Source organism: Pedobacter sp. PLR, assembly GCF_026239675.1.
Lineage (GTDB): Bacteria > Bacteroidota > Bacteroidia > Sphingobacteriales > Sphingobacteriaceae > Pedobacter.
The window spans coordinates 249,370-266,975 of sequence record NZ_JAPIVQ010000003.1 but is presented as its reverse complement, the minus strand read 5'-3'; the positions used below and the strand labels follow the sequence as shown (position 1 = coordinate 266,975).

Sequence of the window (17,606 nt, the reverse complement as noted above, 5' to 3'; positions counted from 1 at the left end):
GATGAACTTTCTTTCCCACTATTATTTTGAACGAGACAACACTGACGAAAACATCGTCATAGGTGTCATATTGCCCGATCTGATCAAAAATGCACAGAAAGAAAGTAACCTCTACCCCCTAAAAGAAAAACACCTTTTTTTAAAGGACCCGGTTCAACTGTCGCTGTTAAAAGGCTGGGAAAGGCACCTCGAAGTAGACCGCATATTCCACAATTCAGACTTCTTCAAAGTGCAAACCGCTGCCCTGAAACAACTGATCTTACCCGCTTGTGAAAACAGTCCGGTTAAACCATTTTTCCTGGCACATATTGGTATTGAGCTGGTTCTGGACCACATTCTTACGGTAAAAGGCATCGTCAACATCAATACCTTTTACGAACAGCTCATCAAATCTGATAAAAAAGCCGTTGAAACCTTCCTGAAAAACAGCGGTGTAGCAGACACCAGTGTATTCCTTAAATTTCTGGAAAATTTCATCAGCAGCCGTTACCTCTTCAGCTATCAAAAGATTGAAAACATCTCTTATGCGCTCAACAGAATCTGTATGCGCATCTGGCCAAATCCTTTCACAGAAGCACAGACGAAGCTACTTACCGAAAAGCTGATCATCTACCGTGATGCTGTCAAACCGGAATACCTGGAGATTTTTAACCGCATAGAACGTATTCTGCCCCCTTTATAATCTGAGATTTTCTATCTTTGTCCTATGCCACTTATGGAGATTAAAGACAAAATGGAAGCCTTGGTTAAGGAGCTTAACCAACATAGTTACAATTATTATGTGCTGGCGATGCCTACCATTGCAGATTACGAATTCGACAAGAAACTAGCAGAGCTGGAACAGCTTGAAAAAGCCCACCCGGAATTCGCTGATCCCAACTCCCCTACGCTAAAAGTTGGCGGAGATATCACCAAATCTTTCAAAACCGTTACCCATCGCTGGCCAATGTTGTCTTTAGGGAATACCTATAACGAACAAGACCTCCGCGACTTTGATGAACGTGTCAGGAAAGCAATTGGAGACCAGTTTGAATATGTATGTGAGCTTAAATTCGATGGGCTATCCATCAGTTTAACCTACGAAAACAACAAACTCGTTCGCGCGGTTACCCGTGGCGATGGGACTAAAGGCGATGATGTCACGACCAATATCAAAACCATCAGCAACATCCCCCATCAGTTAAAAGACGAAACCGTTCCTCCCTTGTTTGAAATCAGAGGAGAGATATTTATGCACCGTGCAGCCTTCGACCGCCTCAACAGAGAACGCGAAGAGCTTGGAGAGGTACAATATGCCAACCCAAGAAACTTTGCTGCAGGAACCGTTAAAATGCAGGACTCTAAAGAAGTTGCCAGAAGACCATTAGACTGTTTCCTGTATTCACTAAATACCGACAAAAACTACTTCAAAACGCATTGGGAAAGCCTGCAAAGCTTAAAAGAATGGGGTTTCAATGTTTGTGAGCATACCGAACTGAGCAGTACCATCGACGATGTACTTGCTTTTATCCATAAATGGGAAGAACAACGTTTCAACCTCTCTTATGATATCGACGGGATCGTGATTAAAGTAAACAGCTATGCGCAACAGCAGGAATTGGGCTTTACCGCCAAATCTCCACGTTGGGCCATCTCTTATAAATACAAAGCACAGGAAGTAGAAACCATACTGGAAAAAGTAAGCTACCAGGTGGGAAGAACTGGTGCAGTTACCCCTGTAGCCAATTTAAAACCTGTTCAACTGGCCGGAACAACCGTTAAAAGAGCTACCCTTCACAATGCAAATGAAATCGAAAGACTGGATCTTCATGAAGGAGATACCGTATTTGTAGAGAAAGGCGGCGAGATCATTCCTAAAATCATCAACGTCAACCTTGAAAAACGTAAACCAGGTGCTTTAAAAATACATTACCTCACCGAATGCCCGGAATGCAATACTACATTGGTCAGAAAAGAAGGAGAAGTAGCCTTTTACTGCCCGAATGATGAAGCTTGTCCGCCACAAATTGTAGGTAAAATCCAGCATTTTATAGGCCGCAAAGCGATGAATATTGACGGATTAGGGGATGAAACCATAGAAACTTTTTACCAGCGCGGCCTGATTGCACACATCAGCGACCTGTACACTTTACACCAGAGATCAGAAGACCTGAAAACACTGGAGCGTTTCGGAGAACGTTCCATTGAAAACATGCTGAAAGGCATTGAAAACTCTAAGCAAATGCCATTTGAAAAGGTGCTTTTCGGATTAGGTATCAGATATGTCGGAGAAACCGTAGCGCGTAAATTAGCTATCGGAACCAAAAATATCGAGAAGTTAATGACGGCGACCGTAGAAGAACTCACCGCAATTGATGAAATCGGACAAAGAATCGCAGAAAGTATCCTGGAATACTTCGCAAAACCGGAACACATTCATCAAATTGAGCTGTTAAAGTCGTACGGACTTCAGTTTGAAGTGGTAGAAAAAGAAATTACCCTGCAAAGTGACAAGTTAACTGGAAAAACATTCGTAATTTCGGGAGTTTTTGACAATTACAGTAGAGAAGAACTCAAAGAGATAATAGAAAGCAATGGTGGCAAGATCTTAAGTGGAATTTCCGCGAAACTCAACTACCTTGTCGCGGGTGATAACATGGGACCTTCCAAATTGGAAAAGGCAAATAAATTGAATGTCCCCCTGATTTCACAGGATGACCTATTAGCGTTATTGAAGTAAATAAAAAAGATGAACAAATTTCACGGAACGGGTGTGGCATTGGTCACCCCATTTAATGCAGACGGAACAGTGGATTATCCAGGCCTTAAAAACCTGATCAATCACCTTGTTGAAGGAAAAGTAGAATACCTGGTATCCTTAGGTACAACAGGAGAAGCATCAACACTGAATAAGAGCGACAAGAAGAAGATCTGGGAATTTACTGCTGAAATTAACAATGGCCGTTTACCGCTGGTAGCTGGTATCGGAGGAAATGATACAGCTGAACTTGCTCAAAGTATAAAAGAATTTGAAGTGACTGGTTATGATGCTATCTTATCTGCCAGTCCATATTATAATAAGCCGACACAAGAAGGCATTTACCAACACTATAAAGCAGTATCGGAAGCAAGTGCATTACCAGTATTCCTTTACAATGTACCAGGTCGTACGGGTAGCAATGTAAGCCCTGAAACCACCTGCCGCTTAGCTAATGATTTCAAAAACATCATTGGAACAAAAGAAGCGTCCGGAAGTTTCGACCAGTTCAACCAGATCCTGCGCGATAAGCCTGCTGATTTTATGTTGATCTCCGGTGATGATCCGGTTGCGATGCCAATGATTGCATTGGGCGCAGTTGGTGTCATCTCTGTCGTAGGAAACGCCTTGCCTAAGCAATTGTCTGACATGATCAGATTGTGTTTAAACGGCGCTTTTAAAGCAGCAGCTCCTTTACACCTTGACTTAATTGAATTCACCAGACTAATCTTCGCAGAAGGAAATCCTGGTGGCGTAAAAGCTGCCCTGAAACAATTAGGCGTATGTGATGATTATGTTCGTTTACCATTGGTACAGGTAACTGATGCCCTTCGCAAAGCAATTATCGCAGAAACCATCAGAATTACTGCTTAAAAGCAAAACCTTATTCCATAAAAAAAGCGTCCCGGTTGCCTGGACGCTTTTTTTTTGAATCAAAAAGCTTATTTAGCGTCTTTATTTTTAGTTTCCTGAACTTCCAGACGAATCGCCTGAGCTAAGTTCTTAAGATCCTGCATACCTTTACGAACACGTGTTCCTGCAGCGCTATTAGCTTTGTTGTAGAATTTGTCTGCATCTGCTTCTAAAGCAGCAACAAGTTCTTTTGCTTCATTAAATTTTTTCATCGTTAATTTACTCCTTTTTAGTTTTTAATGGTTTGATTGATACTCTATTACTAAAGTAAGGTGTTTATTCTATAAAAAAAAGATTTTCAGACAATAAATAAAGGCCTTTTGAAAACTATATTTTCAGAAGCAATTCCACAGGCAAAAAAAAAGACTGCTTAAAAAAGCAGTCCTTCTTTTAATCTTATAAAATGGACTAAGCCATAGAGAACTGATGTTCTTTGTAATAACCAGTTTTCAACTTCTCAGACACCTCACTAAAAGCGTCTAAAGTACGTTGTACGTCCTCCAGAGTATGAACAGCAGTTGGAATCAACCTCAGCTCAATAAGTCCCTTAGGGATCACCGGATAAACCACAATCGAACAGAAGATACCGTAGTTCTCACGCAAGTCCATTGTCAATGCCGTAGCCTCTAACAACTCGCCTTTTAAGAATACAGGCGTTACCATGGTATCAGTAATACCTAAGTCAAAACCACGTTCTCTTAAACCTTTTTGAAGGGTAGTTGCGATCAGCCAAAGACGTTCTCTTAACTCCGGATTGTTTTTAAGCAGCTCTAATCTTTTCAATAAACCAATCACCATCGGCATTGGTAAAGCCTTCGCGAAAGTCTGCGAACGCATATTGTAACGGAAATAGTTAGTTAATTCCTGTGTAGAAGCAACGAAAGCACCAATACCTGCCATTGATTTTGCGAAAGTACCGAAATACACATCTACACCATCAATACAACCTTGTTCCTCATGCGTACCTGCACCTGTCGGGCCCATCGTACCGAAACCATGTGCATCGTCGATTAACAAACGGAAATCGAAATCTTTCTTCAATTCAATCAGTTCCTTCAGTTTACCCTGAGCACCTGACATACCAAAAACACCTTCAGTAATCAAAAGAATACCACCACCCGACTGTTCAGTCAGTTTAGTAGCACGTTCCAGTTGCTTGCGTGCACTTTCAATATCATTGTGCTGGTAAACGAAACGCTTACCCATGTGTAAACGTAAACCATCGATAATGCAGGCATGAGATTCCGCATCGTAAACGATCACGTCATTTCTGTCTACTAAACAATCGATGATAGAAACCATCCCCTGGTATCCAAAGTTCAATAAGAACGCATCTTCCTTACCAACAAATTCGGCCAATTCCTGCTCCATTTGCTCATGGTACTTAGAATTACCAGACATCATTCTTGCACCCATCGGGTAGGCCATACCAAAATCTGTCGCACCCTGCTTATCCGCTTCCCTGACTTCAGGGTGATTAGCTAATCCTAAATAGTTGTTTAAACTCCAAACTAAATGTTCTTTGCCACGAAAATTCATGTGAGGTGCGATTTCCCCCTCTAATTTAGGAAAAGAGAAATATCCATGTGACCATTTCTGGTGCTGACCTATCGGTCCCATGCGTTTTGCTACTTTATCAAAAATATCCAATGTGTATTTATTTAAATGTTATGTACCTTTTTTTTTGCAAATTTAAGGTTAATCTGCTTCAATAGCAATTTTACCTGGCAGCGCTTTGGCCCGCTTGTGCTCTCCGCACGATTATTATGCCAAAAAAGCCTTAACAACAGAATTGCTAAGGCTTTTTAAATATTTAAACTGACTGACTAATCAACGTTATCGTGTAAAAATGAGTTGTTAGGTCTGATCTCTGTAGAACCTTCCTCATCATTACTCAAAGTAAATCTCGAAACCTGAGATTCTGAAGAGTGCTGAACCTGTTCCAACTGCATTTGCTTACGTTTATAAGCAGGCTCGTTTTCCAGTTCCTGTAAACCATTGCTGGTTCTCAGTTTCATGCTCAGGTCTTTTAATCTCAGGATACGCTCTTTAGATTTTTTCAACTGATCTTCGATAGAATCATCATTTTTATCGTCATCTGCTCCTGCTTCGGCCACTTCCTGACGTTGTGGCTCCACATTGTTATGGAATACAGATTCTGGTTTTTCAAAGGTAAAATCAGTTTCCGCAACTTTGATCTCAAACTCAAAAGAAGGATCCTGCTGCTCTTCTGCAACTGGTGCCTCTTCTTCTACTAAAGTATGTCTGACGATACCATTGTTGTCTGGTTCCTGATAACCTCTTTTATTGTTCCCGTATAAATCACCAAAAAGATCAGACTGTTTGATCTCTTCTTTAGTTTTCATCACCGGCTCATTGGAATAAGTTTCCGGTCTTGGCGCGATAAAAGAATTAACTGCTTCTACCGGTTTCACTAATGGTGCCTCCTCAGGCGTAAGCAAAGAAACTTTTCTTACATTTTTTTTTTCTTCATCACGTTGTTCCGTAGTCTGGAAACCAGTGGCAATAATCGTTACCGATAATTTGTCCTCCAGGTTCTCATCAATACAGTTACCCCAGATCAGGTCCGCAGAAAGACCTGCTTTATCCTGAATATAGTCCGTGATAATCGTCACCTCATCCATCGTTACTTCACGTAATCCTGAACTGATATTTAATAAAATATATCTGGCGCCTTCAATTTCGTTATCTTTTAACAATGGAGAAGCTAAAGCGCCTTCCACTGCATTTAATGCTCTGTTCTCACCATCACAGGCAAAACTACCCATGATCGAAACCCCACTGTCCTTCATCACCGTACGCACATCCTTAAAATCCACGTTGATGTAACCAGGTACTGTAATGATCTCTGCAATTCCTTTGGCTGCAGTAGTTAAGATATCATCTGCCTGTGCAAAAGCAGATCCTAAAGTCAGGTTACCGAAGATCTCCCTTAACCTGTCGTTCGAGATCACAAGATAAGAGTCTACATATTTCTTCAGCTCATCCAAACCATCGTTAGCCTGCATCTTACGTCGTTTACCTTCAAAGGCAAATGGCGTAGTTACAATCGCAACGGTTAGTATATCCAATTCTTTCGCGGCTTTAGCAATAATCGGGCTTGCACCTGTTCCGGTACCACCACCCATTCCGGCAGTGATAAACAACATCTTTGTGGTGCTTCCCAGCATTTGTTTGATGTCATCTATATTCTCTATCGCAGAATTCTTTCCTACCTCCGGAATAGAGCCTGCGCCCATTCCTTCTGTTAAGCTAGCACCCAATTGTACCTTGTTAGGGATCGGACTAAACTCCAATGCCTGCGCATCTGTATTACAAATAATAAAGTCTACACCTGTAATTCCCTGACGGTACATATGGTTTACCGCATTACCACCACCGCCACCAACACCAATTACCTTGATGATTGATGACTTATCTTTTAACATTTCGAACTGCATATCTTTATGAATCAGTTGTTTAAAAATTCGTTTTTCCTGTTCATCTACCAACGTAATAATACCAATTTTTAACAGCGGTTTTACATATCTGTTTGGAATGTGGAAAAATCGCCAATTGTGGATAAGTATTTATGATTTGATATAATCTTCGTCACTTACGTTCATATCGTCCTTTACAAAGTCTTTAGCCTTCGCCAAAAGCTTATCGAAGAGCCCACCACCAGAATTTTTGTTTTTGTCTTTAGCCTCTTTTGGCTTTTCAACATACACACCTGGTTGTTTCATTTCTTCAATTAACTCCTCTGCTTTTTGAATTCCTTTGATCAGCAAACCAACACTCGTTGCATACATCGGGCTTTTCAAATCGTCATAAATGGTCTTCGGCATGTCTTCATATTTCGACAAATGCTCGTTCGGATAACCTACGCGGCAATCTAAACCAGTTACATATTCTACCAGTTGAGAAAGGTGTTTCAGCAAAGCACCACCACCGGTAATCACTACACCACCGATCAGTTTTTTCTCATAACCAGACGACTTAATCTCATAATAAACATGCTCAATGATTTCTTCCATACGGGCCTGGATCACATAAGCTAAGTTTTTCACTGAAATCTCTTTTGGCTCTCTTCCACGAAGTCCGGGAACACAAATGATTTCATTTTCTTTGTTCTCTTCAGCCAGGGCAGAACCGAAACGGGTCTTCAACAATTCAGCCTGGTTTCTCATTACAGAACATCCTTCACGAATATCTTCCGTTACGCTGTTACCACCAAATGGGATAACCGCAGTATGGCGGATGATGCCTTCATGAAAAATAGCAATATCGGTTGTACCACCACCAATATCCACTAAAGCAATACCAGCTTCCTTCTCTTCGTCGCTCAACACCGACTCTGAAGAAGCAAGAGGCTCTAATATTAATTCCTGAGTTTGCAACCCGGCATTGGTTACGCATCTCATGATATTTTTAACCGCAGTTACCTGTCCGGAAATGATGTGGAAGTTCGCTTCTAAACGCACTCCTGCCATTCCGATCGGGTCTTTTACGCCGGGCTCATTATCGATAGTAAATTCCTGGGGCAAGACATGGATGATTTCTTCTCCCGGGGGCATAACCAGTTTGAACATGTCATCAATTAATTTGTCTATATCCTTCTTACCAATTTCATTGTTCAGCTCTCTCCTAGTCAAAATCCCGCGGTGTTGCAAACTTTTGATATGCTGACCAGCGATACCAACGTTCACCACGCGGATTTCTACATTCGACTGACCGCTGGCAACTTCCACTGCCTGTGCGATCCCCTGAACTGTTTTCTGGATGTTTGAAACCACACCACGGGTTACCCCTGCTGATTCCGCCTTTCCAATGCCCAATACCTCTATTTTTTTATGCTGAGTGCGCCGACCAACGATCACGCAAATTTTTGTAGTACCAATATCCAATCCTACTACGATTGGAGACTGCACGATAGATTTTTCTTTGCCCATAACTATATCGATTTGCTGAGTTATATTCTTGTTGTTTTTGTGGTATCTGTATTCTTATCTCTTTTCTGCTGCCGTTACCGGCTTCTTAGCAGTTGTTTTTGCTGGTTTGGTTGTTGCTACTTTCGCCGCAACTGCTTTTTTTACCGGAGTAGCCGTACTGGTCTTTTTCACCGGACCCGTAACTGGCTTTTTTACCGCTGCGGTAACCGTTTTTTTCGCCGTAGGGCTTGCTGCCTTTTTCACTGGCGCTGCAACCACCTTTTTCGCCTTGCTAACTGCCGGCTTTGGTTTAGGCTCCGTCTTTTTAACCGGAGGTTTTACCGTAGCTTTCTTTGGCGAAGCAGGCTTAATGGCCGGCTTTTCCGTCGGAGGCTTAAGTGGCTGTACAGCTACCGCTCCATCCGGTACATCCGGGTCGTTCGCATCGTTTTTCATTTCCTTTGCAATCTGCTGCAACACCAAGGTGTTGATCGCTCCCTTATTTGCTTTGACAGCCTCTGTGTACTTAGGCCGCTTCACCCCATTCACGATAACCGAGTCAGGCTTGCTCTTTTCACAAACCACCTGATTCGTATATTTTATATTGATCGTTTTATAGGTATCCCATCCCACTTTCGGCATGGCCTGCTTATAAAACGCCAGAAGATTTCTCATTTTCACCTGCAAAGAATCAGCAGAACCCAGCACGATGCGCTGGTTACCTACTCTTGGGATCAACTCAATATCCATTTTGTCATCAACATACAGCTGCTCTATTTGTGCATCCCACAAAGTATCACGCTTGATGAACAATGCCGTCTCATACAAATCTGCTGCCAATTTGGTGATTAAAGTGTCCACGCGGCCACTAAAACGCTCCATAATGTTTCCATTGGCCACCAAAACATTGGCGGTAAAATTCGGAGACACCGGCATTTTTAAACCGTCACGGTCAATGTAATAGTCCTGTCCGCCAGCATTAATCACCCTTAAAATAGGCTGACGTTGCTTAATTTCAATGTGAATCACCCCATCCATGTCTGCATACACAACCGCAGTAGCAATATATGGATTGGAAATGATCTTCTTCTCGATCGCATGAAGGTTAATATCTTCCAGTTTACGACCAATTAAAGAGCCCTGGCTCTGCTTTAAAACCGCATCTATCTCTTCCCGCTCGATAAAATTATCCGCACCGGGAATCAATATTCTGACATTCGTAATGGTCACCGTATCCTTCTTCATGCCAATGAAACTCATGAGCACAACCACCCCACACAGGCAAAAAACCCATGCAAAGCATCTGAATACAAATTTCCAGTTGATGTCTTTAAACATTAGTGAAATTAGTTTTTAACGGTTGTATTAAGGTATCAATATCTCCTGCGCCAACGGTAATCAGCAGCTCAGGGTTCTTTGTTTTAATGCGCTCCAACACAAGGTCTTTCGCACAAATCTCTTTACTTTTAAGCGTAATTTTCTCCAGCAAAAATGCGGAATCAACTCCGGCAATCGGCAGCTCTCTGGCAGGGTAAATTTCCAGTAAAATCAGGTCATCTACCGTACTCAGAACCTCTGCAAAACCAGCGGCAAAATCGCGTGTGCGACTGAACAAATGGGGCTGAAAAATCACCGTCATTTTCTTCTCCGGGTACAACTGTCTAACGGCATGAAAACATGCTTTTAACTCCTCCGGATGATGCGCATAATCGTCAATATAAATGTGATTATTTGTATTAACTATATATTCAAATCTTCTTTTTACTCCTTTAAAACTGGCAATAGCGCCCTTTATTTTATCCGCATCAATGCCCAGCTTTAAGGCCACTGCCATTGCCGCAACTGCATTTTCAACGTTGTGTGTACCAGGTAACATCAGCTCAACATCAGCTATTTTAACCTCCCCGTCTACATAATCAAAAACGAATTTAGAGCCCACAACCCTGATGTTTTCTCCTTTGATCGTGGAAGACATTCCAGCGCTGTAACTCACACCACCTTCCAAAGGCAAACCTGCCTTTACAAACAAGGTACCTTCCGGCTTTAATTGTCCGGCAAATAAGCGGAAAGACTCTTCCAGCTGACTCGCATCACCATAGATATCCAAATGATCCGCATCCATCGAAGTGATCACCGATAAATCCGGATGTAAAGTCAGGAAAGAACGGTCATATTCATCGGCTTCCACCACAACTACATTGTTGGTGCCCAATAAAAAATTACTGTCATAGTTGCTGGCAATACCACCTAAAAAGGCTGTGCAACCAAAACCAGTATCCATCAGTACATGTGCAATGATAGAAGAGGTAGTAGTCTTACCATGGGTACCTGCAACAGCAATACAAAATTGCCCTTTGCTAATGATCCCCAACACCTCAGAACGTTTCTTCATCACAAAAGACTGTTCCTGGAAATAGTGTAGCAAAGCGCTGTGTTTAGGAATCGCCGGCGTATACACCACTAAAGTATATTCGTCGCTGGTCAGGAATTCTACCGGCAAAGTAAATACCTCATCCACATAGGAGATCACAATCCCTTCGGCTTCCAAAGACTTCGTCAGGTTAGTACTGGTTTTATCGTAACCACAAACCTCGCAACCTCTGCTTTTGAAGTAACGCGCCAGGGCACTCATACCAATCCCGCCAATGCCAACAAAATAAATCCTTTTAATCTTATCTAACTTCACTTAGACCTCCTTTTCCTGCTAAAATTAACACCTCTTCTGCAATGATGTTATCCGCATCAGGCAAAGCCATTTTTCCTATATTTTCAGAAAGCACTTTACAGCGATTCTTATCATTCAATAAACTCAACGCTTCCGATACCAGGGTATCTTCCGCAGAACGATCGGCAATTAAAAGCGCCGCATGGTTTTTCACCAATGCCATCGCATTTTTCGTCTGATGGTCTTCAGCCACATTTGGCGAAGGAACCAGGATTACCGGTTTTTTAATCAGACAAAGCTCAGCAATCGTCCCTGCACCTGCTCTTGAAATGATCAGATCGGCAGCAGCATAAGCCAAGTCCATTTTATTCAGAAATTCCAGAATACAAACATTCGGATGGTAATCCAAACCTAAGCGTTCCATAATCCCTTTGTAATAATATTTACCCGTCTGCCAGATCACCTGAACATCCTGAGCAATTAAATCCGGTAAATGCTTTTCAATACTCTTGTTTAAAGTGCCGGCACCCAGACTACCACCTGTTACCAGAATGGTTTTCTTTAAAGGATCCAGTTTCAATAATTCCGCACCTGCGTGATGTTTCTGTGCGATATCCACCACATCTTTCCTCACCGGGTTTCCTGTTTTCAGGATACTTGCCGCAGGGAAAAACTGATCCATCTCATCAAAAGCCACACACACTTTCGAAGCATTTTTGCCCAACCATTTATTGGTCACTCCTGCGTAGGAATTTTGCTCCTGAATCAGGTAAGGAACCTTTTTTAAGGATGCAGCAAATAAGATCGGTCCGGAAGCATAGCCCCCAACACCAACCACTACATCAGGTTTAAAATCAGCAATTAACTGCAAAGCCTTACGCATGCTTCCAAGCATTTTAAATGGCAAACTTAAATTTTTAACGATCGAGCCTCTCTGGAAACCGCTGATATTTAAACCAATGATCTTATATCCGGCAGCAGGAACTTTTTCCATTTCCATTCTGCCTGTTGCGCCGACAAATAAAATCTCACAGCCTGGCTCCATGCGTTTTAAAGCATTCGCTATCGATATGGCCGGAAAAATATGTCCGCCAGTACCGCCACCTGAAATAATTACTCTCGTTGCTCTATTCATTTGCTTTAATCTATTGCAGGTATTTCACCTACAACTACTTTTTTATTACTATTCTCTTCAACATCCCTGCTCACACTCAGGATAATTCCAAAGGCGATACTGGTAAAAATCATCGATGTACCACCCATGCTTACCAATGGCAAAGGCACCCCGGTAACCGGACCTAAACCTACAGCTACGGCCATATTCGCAAAAGCCTGTATCGTCAGACTAAAGCTTAGGCCCGCAGCCAGTAAAGCCCCGAAGGCCTTGGGACTCTGCGTCACAATCCGGACGCATCGGTAGAGCAGCACCAGGTACAGCACAATCACCGTCATCGCCCCTATTAAACCATATTCCTCCACGATAATCGCGAAGATAAAATCCGAATACGGGTGTGGTAAAAAGTTTCTTTGCGTACTATTTCCCGGGCCTTTTCCAAAAACACCGCCTGTTGCCAATGCGATTTTCGATTGATCCGCCTGATAAGTTTTATCAGAATTCTGCATCTCCGGATGCAAAAAGGAATTTACCCTTGATTTATAGGTACCTGCTCTGGGTCCTAAAAACACGATGAACAACAGCAATACGGCACCACCGGCACACACTATTGAAATCTGTTTGATGGAGATCCTGCCGATAATCAGCAATAAGATACTTACCCCAAACAACATAATTGCCGTCGATAAATTCGCCCAGGCAATCAGTGCAAAAACCACACAAACCGATCCCATAATCGGGACAAAGGCTTCTTTTACATCTTTAATATTTTCCTGCTTCTTCGTCAGCATCCTCGCCAGAAAGGTAATCAAAGCTAGTTTTGCCAAATCGGAAGTCTGGAAAGTCAATCCAATCACGGGAATTTTCACCCAACGGGAAGCCTCATTGATGTTCGCCCCAAACACTGCCGTATAAAACAACAGTGGAATGGTAATGATCATCAGCACCTTAGAGATCCCTGCATAATATTTATAATCCAGTAAATGCGCAATATAGATCATCCCTATACCCATGATCACGAAGATCAAGTGTTTCGTCAATAAAACTTTTTCAACGGTTTTATTCACTTTATAGGCATACGTTCCCGTAGCACTATACACGGTAAGTATAGAGATCAGCGATAAAAGGATAATGATCAGCCATATCCAGCGATCTCCTTTTGTCTTGTCTAAAATCTGATTAATTGCGATCATAACTTATAATTCCTTCACAGCCATTTTAAACTGATTGCCACGGTCTTCGTAATTTTTGAACAGGTCAAAACTTGCGCAGGCCGGTGACAACAGCACCGTATTTCCTTTATTTGCCAGATGGTAAGCTACCTGAACCGCTTCATTTGCAGAAAACGTATTCACGATCACTTCCACATCATCCTCAAAAGCCTCATGGATTCTCTTATTGTCTCTTCCTAAGCATACAATCGCCCTGACCTTCTCACGAACCAGGTCTTTCAGCATGCTATAGTCGTTACCTTTATCTACGCCACCCATAATCAGGATCACACCGGGATTTACACTTTCCAGTGCATACCAGGTAGAGTTCACATTGGTCGCTTTAGAATCGTTGATATACTCCACACCGGAGATTTTACCTACATGTTCCAAACGATGCTCAATGTTTTTGAAATCACTCATGCTCTCACGAATCACTGAATTTTTGATATCCAATATTTTCGCAACTATGCCCGCAGCCATAGAATTATAAACATTATGCTTGCCTTGCAAGGCTAATTCTGTGATCGACATGGTTAATTCCTCTTTTAAGTTAATGTTGATGTGTAAATTATTGCCCTCAAGGTAGGCGCCGTTTTCAATCTCCTTACGGATAGAGAAAGCAACCATTCCTGAGTTGATTTTGACAGACTTCATCGCTTTTAAAGTCTCGTCGTCATCAGCACAATAAATGAAAACATCATCACTCTGCTGATTTTGAGTGATACGCAATTTTGAGGCTGCATAATTACTCAGTTTATAATCGTACCGGTCCAAATGATCCGGCGTAATGTTCAATAATATGGAGATATCGGCTCTGAAATCATACATATCGTCCAGCATAAAACTGGAAATCTCCAATACGTAATAATCAAAATCAGCTGTTGCGACTAAAGCGGCAAAGCTATTTCCAATATTCCCTGCCAATGCAACGTTCAATCCCGCATTTTTCAAAATGTGGTATGTCAACATGGAAGTCGTTGTTTTACCATTTGACCCGGTGATACAGATCGTTTTTGCCTTCGTATATCTTTTCGCAAACTCAATCTCCGAAACCACTGAAATGCCTTTTGCTTTCAGCGCTTTGATCATTGGAGCTGCTTCCGGAATACCCGGGCTTTTCACCACCTCTACCGCATTCAAGATTAGCTCAGCGGTATGCTGCTTTTCTTCGAAGGCGATATTCAGTTCCTGTAAACGTTCTTTATACTGCGAAGGGATGGCACCGAAATCAGATACAAAAACTTCAAATCCTTGTTTCTGCGCTAACATTGCTGCACCTACACCGCTTTCACCGGCTCCTAAAACGACTATCCTTTGCTTTTCCATTATCGAAGTTTTAAGGTAATAATCGTAATGATGGCCAATAAAATTCCAATAATCCAGAACCGCGTAACGATTTTGGCTTCATGATATCCTTTTTTCTGATAGTGGTGGTGTAAAGGAGACATCAAAAATACCCTTTTTCCCTCTCCAAACCGCTTTTTTGTATATTTAAAATAGCTTACCTGAATGATAACTGATAAGTTTTCAATCAGGAATACACCACATAAAACCGGAATTAATAACTCTTTACGGATCATGATCGCAAAAGCGGCAATGATACCACCAATGGCTAAACTTCCGGTATCGCCCATAAACACCTGTGCAGGGTAAGAGTTATACCATAAAAAGCCCACACAAGCCCCAACAAAGGCACCTGCGAAGATCATCAGCTCACCGGAATTCGGAATGTACATGATGTTCAGGTAGTCGGCAATCACAGTGTTACCCGATACATAAGCCAGCAAGCCGAGGGTAATCCCGATAATGGCGGAAGTTCCCGTAGCAAGTCCGTCAATCCCGTCCGTGATATTTGCCCCGTTGGAAACCGCCGTCACAATAATGACCACGAAGAACAAGAACACAAACACCGAATATTTCTCATAGCCATCTCCTAAAAACTTCAGGACTTTGGCGTAATCAAACTCATTATTTTTATAGAAAGGAACGTTAGTCAGCGTAGATTTCACATCCTGTGTATAGTAAAAGCTCTCTCCTTTTTGTCTCAACACCATTGGTGTAGCCGAAGCTTTCGAAACCGTAGATTCATCCACAGTTTGTCTCACTACAATATTAGGATTGAAATACATGGTCCAGCCGATAATCAAAGCCAGACCAACCTGACCTACAATTTTAAACCTACCTGCTAAACCTTCTTTATTTTTTCTGAAAACCTTAATATAATCATCTACAAAACCGATTACCCCCATCCATACGGTGGTGATGATCATCAGTAATACATAGATATTGGAAAGGTTGGCCAGTAAAAGTGTAGGCACCAAAATCCCCAGAAGGATCATGATCCCACCCATTGTTGGCGTACCTGCTTTTTGCATTTGTCCTTCCAGACCCAGGTTTCTAACGGTTTCACCCACCTGCATTTTTTGCAGATAGTTGATGATGCTACGACCAAAAACAGTCGTAATGATTAAGGAAATGATGATCGCTAAGGAAGTACGGAAAGTGATGTATTGAAACAACCTCAATCCGGGGAAATCGTAATTTGCGTTTAAGTACTCGAATAAATAATATAACATTAGCTGATCAAGTTTAACTGTTCCATTAATATTTCCTTATCATCGAAATGATACCTTACGCCATTGATTTCCTGATACTTTTCATGCCCTTTACCAGCAAGCAGGATGATATCTCCTGGTTTTGCTAAATGGCAAGCCGTTTTAATCGCTTCTCTTCTATCTACTATGCTCAACGTCTTCCTTTTATTTGTGGGCGATACACCCTTTTCCATTTCTTCTACTATCGACTGTGGATTCTCCGACCTTGGATTATCCGAAGTCAGGATCACCTTATCGCTCCAGTCGCAGGCCACTTGTGCCATAACCGGGCGTTTTGTCCGGTCTCTGTCGCCACCGCAGCCGATGATGGTAATCACCTGCTCAGTGCCTTTTCTAATGTCATGAATGGTGCTCAACACATTCTGCACCGCATCCGGTGTATGTGCATAATCCACAATCCCAATGATCTGGTTGCTGGAAGTAATGTAGTCAAACCTGCCTTCAGCACCTGTCAGGTTGCTCAATGCAGTTAACACCTCTAGTTTCTCTTCGCCCAATAATACTGCGGTACCATAAACGGCCAGCAGGTTATAGGCATTGAAAGAACCAACCAACTTAAAGAATACATCTGCCTCATCGATTTCAAGGTGTAAGCCATTGAAACTATTCTCTATAACCTTCGCTTTAAAACTAGCCAGTTGTTTCAGGGCATAGGTCATTTTCGTTGCTCTGGTATTCTGCAACATGACCATCCCGTTTCTATCGTCCAGATTGGTCAGTGCAAAAGCATCTGACGGCAAACCATCGAAGAAAGCTTTCTTCGCTTTGATGTAATTGTCAAAGGTTTTATGGAAGTCCAAATGATCGTGACTGATGTTCGAAAACACGCCACCAACAAAACTCAAACCTTCAATACGGTGTTGTACTACGGCATGAGAACTTACTTCCATGAAACAATACTCACAACCAGCGTCCACCATTTGCTGTAACAATTGATTTAAAGCCAATGGATTTGGCGTAGTATGCGTAGCTGGAATCACCAGATCATCGATATGATTCTGTACTGTAGAAATCAATCCTACATGATAGCCCAGCGTACGGAAAAGCTTAAACAAGATCGTAGCGATCGTCGTTTTACCATTCGTACCGGTAATACCTACCAATTTCAGTTTCGAAGAAGGGTTACCATAATAATTAGCCGCCATTTCTCCCAACGCCACCGAACTATTGTCTACCTGTATATAAACTACTCCCGGAACGGTCTGCGCAGGAATCTGCTCACACACGATTACCGAAGCACCTGCCTGTATTGTATTTTCAATATATTTATGTCCATCTGAAAGTGTTCCTTTTATTGCAAAGAACACCGCATCTTTAACCACCTGACGGGAATCAAAAACAAGCGCAGTAATCTCCCTGTTAGTAGAACCCACCAGGTTTGTTATTGCGATTCCATATAAAACGTCTTGTAATTGCAT

General features: G+C 42.1%; 14 protein-coding genes. 3 read left to right on the top strand and 11 right to left on the bottom strand.

The window, feature by feature from the left end:
* The first annotated feature begins 1 nt into the window (after position 1).
* Genes OQX61_RS08210 through dapA form a run of 3 tightly spaced genes read left to right on the top strand, consistent with a single transcriptional unit; the run spans position 2 to position 3,610 of the window.
* A complete protein-coding gene (locus OQX61_RS08210) occupies positions 2-682 on the top strand; it encodes a hypothetical protein (protein WP_265841173.1) in 681 nt (226 codons plus the stop codon).
* A 24-nt stretch (positions 683-706) separates the two neighbouring features.
* Complete coding sequence (ligA, locus tag OQX61_RS08205) at positions 707-2,719, top strand: NAD-dependent DNA ligase LigA (RefSeq protein WP_265841172.1); 2,013 nt, start codon at positions 707-709, stop codon at positions 2,717-2,719.
* Between the two features lie 9 nt (positions 2,720-2,728).
* Entirely contained in the window at positions 2,729-3,610 is an 882-nt protein-coding gene (gene dapA / locus OQX61_RS08200; protein ID WP_265841171.1) for a 4-hydroxy-tetrahydrodipicolinate synthase, read from the top strand.
* 68 nt (positions 3,611-3,678) lie between these two features.
* Here dapA and OQX61_RS08195 read toward each other — a convergent pair whose 3' ends face one another.
* From OQX61_RS08195 to OQX61_RS08145, 11 genes are all read right to left on the bottom strand, one after another.
* Positions 3,679-3,861: a hypothetical protein gene (locus tag OQX61_RS08195; protein ID WP_062547107.1), complete on the bottom strand. Its 183-nt coding sequence runs from the start codon at positions 3,859-3,861 to the stop codon at positions 3,679-3,681.
* 196 nt (positions 3,862-4,057) lie between these two features.
* On the bottom strand, positions 4,058-5,299 hold the full coding sequence (locus OQX61_RS08190; protein ID WP_265841170.1) for an aminotransferase class I/II-fold pyridoxal phosphate-dependent enzyme: 1,242 nt from the start codon (positions 5,297-5,299) through the stop codon (positions 4,058-4,060).
* A gap of 176 nt (positions 5,300-5,475) precedes the next feature.
* Positions 5,476-7,110: a cell division protein FtsZ gene (gene ftsZ, locus OQX61_RS08185; protein ID WP_265841169.1), complete on the bottom strand. Its 1,635-nt coding sequence runs from the start codon at positions 7,108-7,110 to the stop codon at positions 5,476-5,478.
* A 129-nt stretch (positions 7,111-7,239) separates the two neighbouring features.
* Complete coding sequence (gene ftsA, locus OQX61_RS08180) at positions 7,240-8,601, bottom strand: cell division protein FtsA (protein WP_265841168.1); 1,362 nt, start codon at positions 8,599-8,601, stop codon at positions 7,240-7,242.
* A 54-nt stretch (positions 8,602-8,655) separates the two neighbouring features.
* Entirely contained in the window at positions 8,656-9,918 is a 1,263-nt protein-coding gene (locus OQX61_RS08175) for a cell division protein FtsQ (RefSeq protein WP_265841167.1), read from the bottom strand.
* Positions 9,911-11,266: a UDP-N-acetylmuramate--L-alanine ligase gene (murC, locus tag OQX61_RS08170; RefSeq protein ID WP_265841166.1), complete on the bottom strand. Its 1,356-nt coding sequence runs from the start codon at positions 11,264-11,266 to the stop codon at positions 9,911-9,913. The genes OQX61_RS08175 and murC overlap by 8 nt, the downstream gene beginning before the upstream one ends.
* Entirely contained in the window at positions 11,253-12,380 is a 1,128-nt protein-coding gene (gene murG / locus OQX61_RS08165) for an undecaprenyldiphospho-muramoylpentapeptide beta-N-acetylglucosaminyltransferase (protein ID WP_265841165.1), read from the bottom strand. Before murG ends, murC begins: the two co-directional genes overlap by 14 nt.
* Positions 12,381-12,385: 5 nt before the next feature.
* The gene (locus tag OQX61_RS08160) at positions 12,386-13,552 is read right to left on the bottom strand and encodes an FtsW/RodA/SpoVE family cell cycle protein (protein ID WP_265841164.1); all 1,167 of its coding nucleotides are present in this window, start codon (positions 13,550-13,552) and stop codon (positions 12,386-12,388) included.
* A gap of 3 nt (positions 13,553-13,555) precedes the next feature.
* Positions 13,556-14,899 carry a UDP-N-acetylmuramoyl-L-alanine--D-glutamate ligase gene (murD, locus tag OQX61_RS08155; RefSeq protein ID WP_265841163.1) on the bottom strand — a complete coding sequence of 448 codons (1,344 nt, stop codon included), beginning with the start codon at positions 14,897-14,899 and terminating at the stop codon, positions 13,556-13,558.
* Entirely contained in the window at positions 14,899-16,149 is a 1,251-nt protein-coding gene (gene mraY, locus OQX61_RS08150; RefSeq protein ID WP_265841161.1) for a phospho-N-acetylmuramoyl-pentapeptide-transferase, read from the bottom strand. Before mraY ends, murD begins: the two co-directional genes overlap by 1 nt.
* Positions 16,149-17,606 (bottom strand): UDP-N-acetylmuramoyl-L-alanyl-D-glutamate--2,6-diaminopimelate ligase, encoded by a 1,458-nt coding sequence (locus tag OQX61_RS08145; RefSeq protein WP_265841160.1) that lies wholly within the window; start codon positions 17,604-17,606, stop codon positions 16,149-16,151. Before OQX61_RS08145 ends, mraY begins: the two co-directional genes overlap by 1 nt.

Coding starts and splice junctions, on each gene's coding strand:
- mraY (WP_265841161.1), bottom strand. CDS start 16,149: ATGTTATATTATTTATTCGAGTACTTAAACGCAAATTACGATTTCCCC.
- OQX61_RS08145 (WP_265841160.1), bottom strand. CDS start 17,606: ATGCAATTACAAGACGTTTTATATGGAATCGCAATAACAAACCTGGTG.
- ftsZ (WP_265841169.1), bottom strand. CDS start 7,110: ATGCAGTTCGAAATGTTAAAAGATAAGTCATCAATCATCAAGGTAATT.
- OQX61_RS08160 (WP_265841164.1), bottom strand. CDS start 13,552: ATGATCGCAATTAATCAGATTTTAGACAAGACAAAAGGAGATCGCTGG.
- dapA (WP_265841171.1), top strand. CDS start 2,729: ATGAACAAATTTCACGGAACGGGTGTGGCATTGGTCACCCCATTTAAT.
- OQX61_RS08175 (WP_265841167.1), bottom strand. CDS start 9,918: ATGTTTAAAGACATCAACTGGAAATTTGTATTCAGATGCTTTGCATGG.
- ligA (WP_265841172.1), top strand. CDS start 707: ATGCCACTTATGGAGATTAAAGACAAAATGGAAGCCTTGGTTAAGGAG.
- murG (WP_265841165.1), bottom strand. CDS start 12,380: ATGAATAGAGCAACGAGAGTAATTATTTCAGGTGGCGGTACTGGCGGA.
- OQX61_RS08195 (WP_062547107.1), bottom strand. CDS start 3,861: ATGAAAAAATTTAATGAAGCAAAAGAACTTGTTGCTGCTTTAGAAGCA.
- OQX61_RS08210 (WP_265841173.1), top strand. CDS start 2: ATGAACTTTCTTTCCCACTATTATTTTGAACGAGACAACACTGACGAA.
- murD (WP_265841163.1), bottom strand. CDS start 14,899: ATGGAAAAGCAAAGGATAGTCGTTTTAGGAGCCGGTGAAAGCGGTGTA.
- ftsA (WP_265841168.1), bottom strand. CDS start 8,601: ATGGGCAAAGAAAAATCTATCGTGCAGTCTCCAATCGTAGTAGGATTG.